Raw genomic sequence first — 5,436 nt, forward strand, 5'->3', positions numbered from 1 at the left:
ATGAGGTCCTTGGGCTGGACCAGGAAGTCGAGCAGATCGCTTTCCACTGGGGCTCCTCGGGGGCTAGGGGTTCGGCGATGATGGCACTGCTTTGGCAACGCTACTTTGAGCGGGCGCAACGTAAGGCCAAGCAAGCCCCAGGACTGGTCATAGCCCTTAGCCTATCATTCATGCAGAAGGAGATTCCTGAGCTATCTTGTGAAACCTAGAATATAGCGAATTGGAACGTAGCAGTGTGCGCTGCCGGGCAAGCAGTGGAACTATTCTTTCGCCCTCGCTTCTAAATAATACCGATCGCTTACCCGAACATGTTGCTCATCGTGGGTCGCCTATTGCAGACCCAGCAAGGTGCATGGCAAGAAGTAGATACGCCAGCTATGCCGCGCACGGTTCGATTCTGAACTGAAGTCCAAGCATGCTGACCAATTTCAGGACTGCATCAAAACTGGGACGCCCCCCTGGAGGAAGCGATTGCGCCAATTCATGAGCATCGATCCCGCTTTCCCGTGCGAGTTGCGCCAAGCCAGTAGAGCGGGCGATATCGTCCAACGCCTGGGCAAGCAAAGCGGCGTCACTGCCGCCATCAGTAAAACATGCTGTCAGGTATAAGCCCACGTCCTCGCGCGTCTGCAAATATCTTGAGCCGTCCCATTCCGTCAGCTGGATTGTCATTCTATGCCTCGTATAGCGCGCAATAGTTGCCGTGCTTGCTTGATGTCGTCACGCTGAGAAGACTTGTCACCGCCCGCCAACAGGATCACAATCTCCTTGCCATACCTTGCAAAGTAGATTCTGTAGCCGGGGCCAAGGTGAACCCGCATTTCGGAGACGCCACCACCCACTGCAGCACAGTCTCCAAAGCTTCCGTTACGCGCACGCGCAATGCGTACCTGGATGGAACTGCAGCAGCCTTGTTCTTCAGGTTCAACAGCCAGTCGTCAAAGACGGAAGTCGTCAGCGAGCGTAGCATCGCGCGCCTTCATTTTAGCAGCGCGCGTGGATCGTGCAGCGGCGCTGCATTAGCCCTTGTGAAGCATGTCGCCGCTTGCCATGAGCGTTGCGCCGCAGCTGGTTTTGTGGCCTTCATATGCCACGGGAACGCCGTCTATTGTGTGCTCGGAATCGCCTTCGATGATGGTGCAGCCACCGCCGTGGCCAACAACCGGGCAAGTGCATTTGTCACCCAAGACGGCGACGGGCTTGCCGTCGACTGTGAAGTGCGGCGCGGCGCTGCTGATGACTTTGCCGCCGTGCGAGGTGGAGTCGCCGACGCAGATGACTTTGCGCATGGTTCTTTCCTTATGGACGCTCGTAGTTTTTCGGATCGATCTGGGGCAGGGTCGTGTTTTCCAGGATTCTGGTGCCTATTGTGTGATATTGAGATTTGCGTTTTTCTTCGGACGGCGGAGTCACGAGGATGATGCTGGCTTCGTTCGGGTCGCGCAGGTTGAAAGCGGCGCTGACGCCGCCCTCTTGGTAGCTGCCGATCACGCCGATTGCCATCTGCATGAAGAACGTCGCGGCACCGGTGTTGCCGAGTCGGCGGTCCGTGTCGATGAACTGGTTGGACTTGGACGGGTCGATCTCGGGACCACCGTCGGCTTCGATCTGGCGGAGCAGCCCGTGGAAGGTGATCAGTTGCTTCTGGTTGTTGGCGGTGGCGACGATCACGCGCGCCGGTCCGGCGGCGCGCTCTGCTTGCGGCAAGGTCTGCAATGCTTCCTGCCAGCCGGCGTGCAAGGCGGCTTCACGGTCGGCCTGGTGCTTGATTGCCTTGCCTTCGTTATCGGTCATCTTGACGAAGACGGGGCGGTGAATGAAGCCGAGGCTCGGCAGCGCATCAAAGCGTTCAAGCTGATCAGTGTTCCATGGGACGGGGAACCAGGGAGTGGGCTTCCAGTCGCGCGGCGGATGGTGCTTCCACAAGGAAGTGGCGTCCAGGAAGCTGATAGTGCCGGTCCCACGGATTTCAGGACGGGCGGCGAATTTTGCTGCCTCGGCGAGCCATTCTGTGCTGTTTGGTTGCAGACCAGTGCTGTCCGGGTGCCGTGGGACCGATTCCTGCAACTTCAAGTAAGTGAGGAATAGGCGTCGGGCAATCCCGTTAGCATTTTGAAAGGCCACTGATTTTCCGTCACTGACATCCTCGAAAACAAACGGCCGCATGGCGTCGACACGCTCCCGTCTGGACAATACAAACATAGCAGACGAGTCCGGCATCTCGGGGACATAGTAGCCGTTCTTCATCACCGTATAGGTCGGCATATATGCAAGTCGCATCGGCGTGCTATCGGCAGAAGTGAGGACTACGTAAGGAACATCTGGGTTCTTGTCAAAAAACGTGAAAATCATTTCGACAATACGATCAGGTCGCTCGGACAGCTCATGATGATTAGCCACAAAGAGATGGGTGATCATTCCCGATACGCCAACACCGCCAGTAATTCCCACTTGGGCAAGCTTTGTCCCGTTTTCTTGAATAATCCTATGGCACAATGGCTCGGCATTAAATACCGGCGTTCCCCAAAATTGAGGAATCTCAAACCCGGCATTTTCAAGACTAGCGCCTTCATGCCCACCGGAAAGACCGTCCTTGTCGTTGCCTGACCATGGATATTTCTTCGGATCCATCTCGCGTATCGTCGTATAGGCGTTCCCGTCCACCAAGGCCTGCCAGATCGCCTTCTGCCGATACTTGTCGAGCGTCACGCCAAGACCAATCACCTCCAAAACGTACTCCTTTCTTCCGGGCTCAGCAGCCGCTTTCGGAGCCGCAGCCGCTGACAGCTTGGCTTGCTTCAAAGGAGATTTTGAATGTGTGTTCATGTATGTCTTATATAAGCAAAATATCAGCCCCCCTAGGCAGACCCAAAGAACCATCATCGTTTTTGACATGTTGACTCCACGCATTAGTTTTCAGGATTTCAGCTCCGTCAAGACATCGGCAGGCAGGCCTTCCGGCAGTACTGGCAATCCATCAGGTAATACACCGCTTGAGTAGTAGTGGGCATTGCCCGCGATTAGGCGTTTCCGCCATTCTGGTTCGGATCCCAAATAGACCTTATGAGTGCCTTGGAATTTCTCCCATTGCATAATGCCCGGCCTCTTTCTGGAGGGCATTTCTTGCAACCGCCAGTCTGCGACGTCACATAAGTAGCTGTAAAAATTGGGATCGCTCGACGCTTTGCCGCTACCGATAGCGACGTCATACGCGGTCACGTTACGGTGGTTTTCCTTGCCGCCGAAAATGGCACCGTGGAAAGATCGAGGGACTTTGGTTTGCTGCCAACGCAGCCTCGCTTCATTGGGTGTCTCGGTACGTTTGATAATCACCTTGGCGGGCTTGGCCGGCAGCGGGGTAAAACCGTTATTCATGCAAACGTAAGCTTCCAGCACTTCGCAGCACTCGCCTGCCTCCTTTTCTTTATTCAGCCAATCCTGAACCTTATTCTTCAGATCAGCCGTATGCCCGACTCTGAGGTAGTGCAATTCCCGTTTAGGGCTATCAGAAATGACCAACTTGTCCGTTTCCGCAATCGGATAAACGTAGGGGACGGTCAGCCACATGTTGTACACACCGTATTGACTGGTGACAGCGATTGCCGCATCGATCTGATCGACAGCCTCCGTGCCGCCGACACGCCCTTTCGCATCGGGAAACGATCCTTCCAGAAGGCTGGCCAATACGGGCTGTTTTAGCGATTCTCCATTAATGAGCCGAACACTATGGCTTACCGTCTCGCCCACATCTGCGCCTTCCGGGGTATTCCTCCTGCCAGCGAGATGGCTCCGTACGACATGCTTACTCAGGAGGGAGTCGCTGACCTCGCTATGCGACTGGTCGTCCTCCCCAGGCTGACGCAGCATGAAGTAATAAGGGCTGTTAGCAGCCCCCACCTGTACGTATGCACCGGACCTCGGATCAGGTCTGCGCTTGCGCGTAAACACGCGCTGACGGAACCCTTCTCCCAATTCCTCCAGCGGCTTACGCAGGATGCGGACGGCGCTATTGCGCTTGATGCCAGCGATTTCCTTTAGCACTGTCTTTGTGCCGCGCTGGTACTCCGGCACGCCCTGCCATCCAATGCCTTGAACATTGGCGAGGGCAACCGTCATGTCTTCCGGACCGAAGTACAAATACACCTTGCCGCGGTTGTCACGGTCGTCGCTGGCCTTCCAGGCTTTGCCGACTACGCCAAAGTGCTTCACAATCTCAGGCAACTCCTCTAGCGGCGGCTGTGTGTGCCGGCGGGACCAGATCGCCTTGGTTATCCGCGATAACGTCGTCAGGCGGGCGTTCAAGGTTTGAACGCCCTTGATAGGATCATATCGATCCTGCATCACGTCATCGTTATCACTATAGCCATCGACAGCTGCCACAGGTGTCGGGATGTCATCGACCAAGCTGTACGGAGGGTTGTTCAGAATTAAAGTATCGGCAGGCCTGGCATTGGGTTGAACCGCCTTGATCTTCGGATCTAGCAGAAATGCCTGTGCTAGCAGACTGATCAGACAGCCTTGGCTATGCGCCACGATGGACACGGTTTCATTCTCGTCGTAGTCCCGGATTATGCAAATCAGCGCAGCCAACCGTTGTGCTGCCAGAATCATGTACATGCGGCCCGGGTTGTTCAGAACCGGATGAGTGGCGTCCTGCTGCGCGATGTCTAGCGCCCGAAACACTCCCCATTTGCCACGATTCCACATATCGGGCAAGGTGCTGGTGGCATTGGCGAACGGACCGCCGCCCTTCGAAAAATCCTTGTCAAGGCGGTTTCCATGGCGATCAAGGAATTGTCCGCGCGCCAGCTTGGCGTTGCTGCTAACCTGCGCGTCGAGCTCTCGGAATCCCCAATAGAACGGAATCACGGGACTGTGGGTACTATCCGAGATGGTGCGCTTGTAGAAAATGGCATCTGGGTCTTCTTCCAATTTTTTGTTGTCTGCTTCGGCTGGAAGGCGATAGCTGGCCGCCTTGAGATCACCGCAAAGGCGGGTACTTAAGCCCTCGCACAAGCCACTTTCAACCGCTTCGTATGCGGTTCCGACATCATTTACGCCATGGATCACGATAATGTTGCCAGGCAGGTTATGCCGCAACGGAATCACCTTGTTCTTCAAGCGTTTGGGAGCGTACACGCCGCTGGCAGCGCCCGCCTCGTATGGCACTTTCTTGTAGATTCCCACTTTAAACTCCCTTGCACGCAGGCTAGCTGGACTTGTTACGGATTACCTTGGCGGAAGCAAGATGCATAGCGTCGCTTTGCAGCATCGCCGTCTTGCCGCCAACATCGGTTTTTTCAGAGTGCTCAGTCCCATCACTGGCACTGGTCTCAACATCCATCTCAGGTGCAGGGATGCCGCCGTCCAAATGGCTGTAGTAGCGTGCTTCGAACTTGAGGTCTGTATTACCTTCATCAAAGGTTGGAAGAGCGG

7 protein-coding genes are annotated in these 5,436 nt (G+C 55.5%); 1 reads left to right on the plus strand and 6 read right to left on the minus strand.

Annotated elements, in window-relative coordinates; translation table 11 throughout:
- Nucleotides 1-209: hypothetical protein (locus tag GTP77_RS30405; RefSeq protein ID WP_223149415.1), on the plus strand; the 209-nt coding region annotated here is incomplete at its 5' end.
- Nucleotides 210-375: 166 nt separating this feature from the next.
- On the opposite strand, the gene GTP77_RS29415 is transcribed toward GTP77_RS30405, so the two are convergent.
- The 6 genes from GTP77_RS29415 to GTP77_RS29440 form a co-directional block, all read right to left on the minus strand.
- On the minus strand, nt 376-672 hold the full coding sequence (locus tag GTP77_RS29415; RefSeq protein ID WP_161075696.1) for an addiction module antidote protein: 297 nt from the start codon (nt 670-672) through the stop codon (nt 376-378).
- Nucleotides 669-842, minus strand: coding sequence for a type II toxin-antitoxin system RelE/ParE family toxin (locus GTP77_RS31435; RefSeq protein ID WP_443094225.1), 174 nt, complete (start codon nt 840-842; stop codon nt 669-671). Before GTP77_RS31435 ends, GTP77_RS29415 begins: the two co-directional genes overlap by 4 nt.
- Nucleotides 843-1,019: 177 nt before the next feature.
- The gene (locus GTP77_RS29425) at nt 1,020-1,289 is read right to left on the minus strand and encodes a PAAR domain-containing protein (protein ID WP_161075697.1); all 270 of its coding nucleotides are present in this window, start codon (nt 1,287-1,289) and stop codon (nt 1,020-1,022) included.
- A 10-nt stretch (nt 1,290-1,299) separates the two neighbouring features.
- The gene (locus GTP77_RS29430) at nt 1,300-2,895 is read right to left on the minus strand and encodes a type VI lipase adapter Tla3 domain-containing protein (RefSeq protein ID WP_161075698.1); all 1,596 of its coding nucleotides are present in this window, start codon (nt 2,893-2,895) and stop codon (nt 1,300-1,302) included.
- Nucleotides 2,896-2,916: 21 nt separating this feature from the next.
- The gene (locus GTP77_RS30810) at nt 2,917-5,187 is read right to left on the minus strand and encodes a T6SS effector phospholipase Tle3 domain-containing protein (protein ID WP_161075699.1); all 2,271 of its coding nucleotides are present in this window, start codon (nt 5,185-5,187) and stop codon (nt 2,917-2,919) included.
- 22 nt (nt 5,188-5,209) lie between these two features.
- Nucleotides 5,210-5,436, minus strand: a 227-nt coding sequence (locus GTP77_RS29440; RefSeq protein WP_161075700.1) for a hypothetical protein, incomplete at its 5' end; no start/stop codon positions are given.

Origin of the sequence: Pseudoduganella aquatica, from assembly GCF_009857595.1 — a bacterium.
GTDB lineage: Bacteria > Pseudomonadota > Gammaproteobacteria > Burkholderiales > Burkholderiaceae_D > Rugamonas > Rugamonas aquatica_A.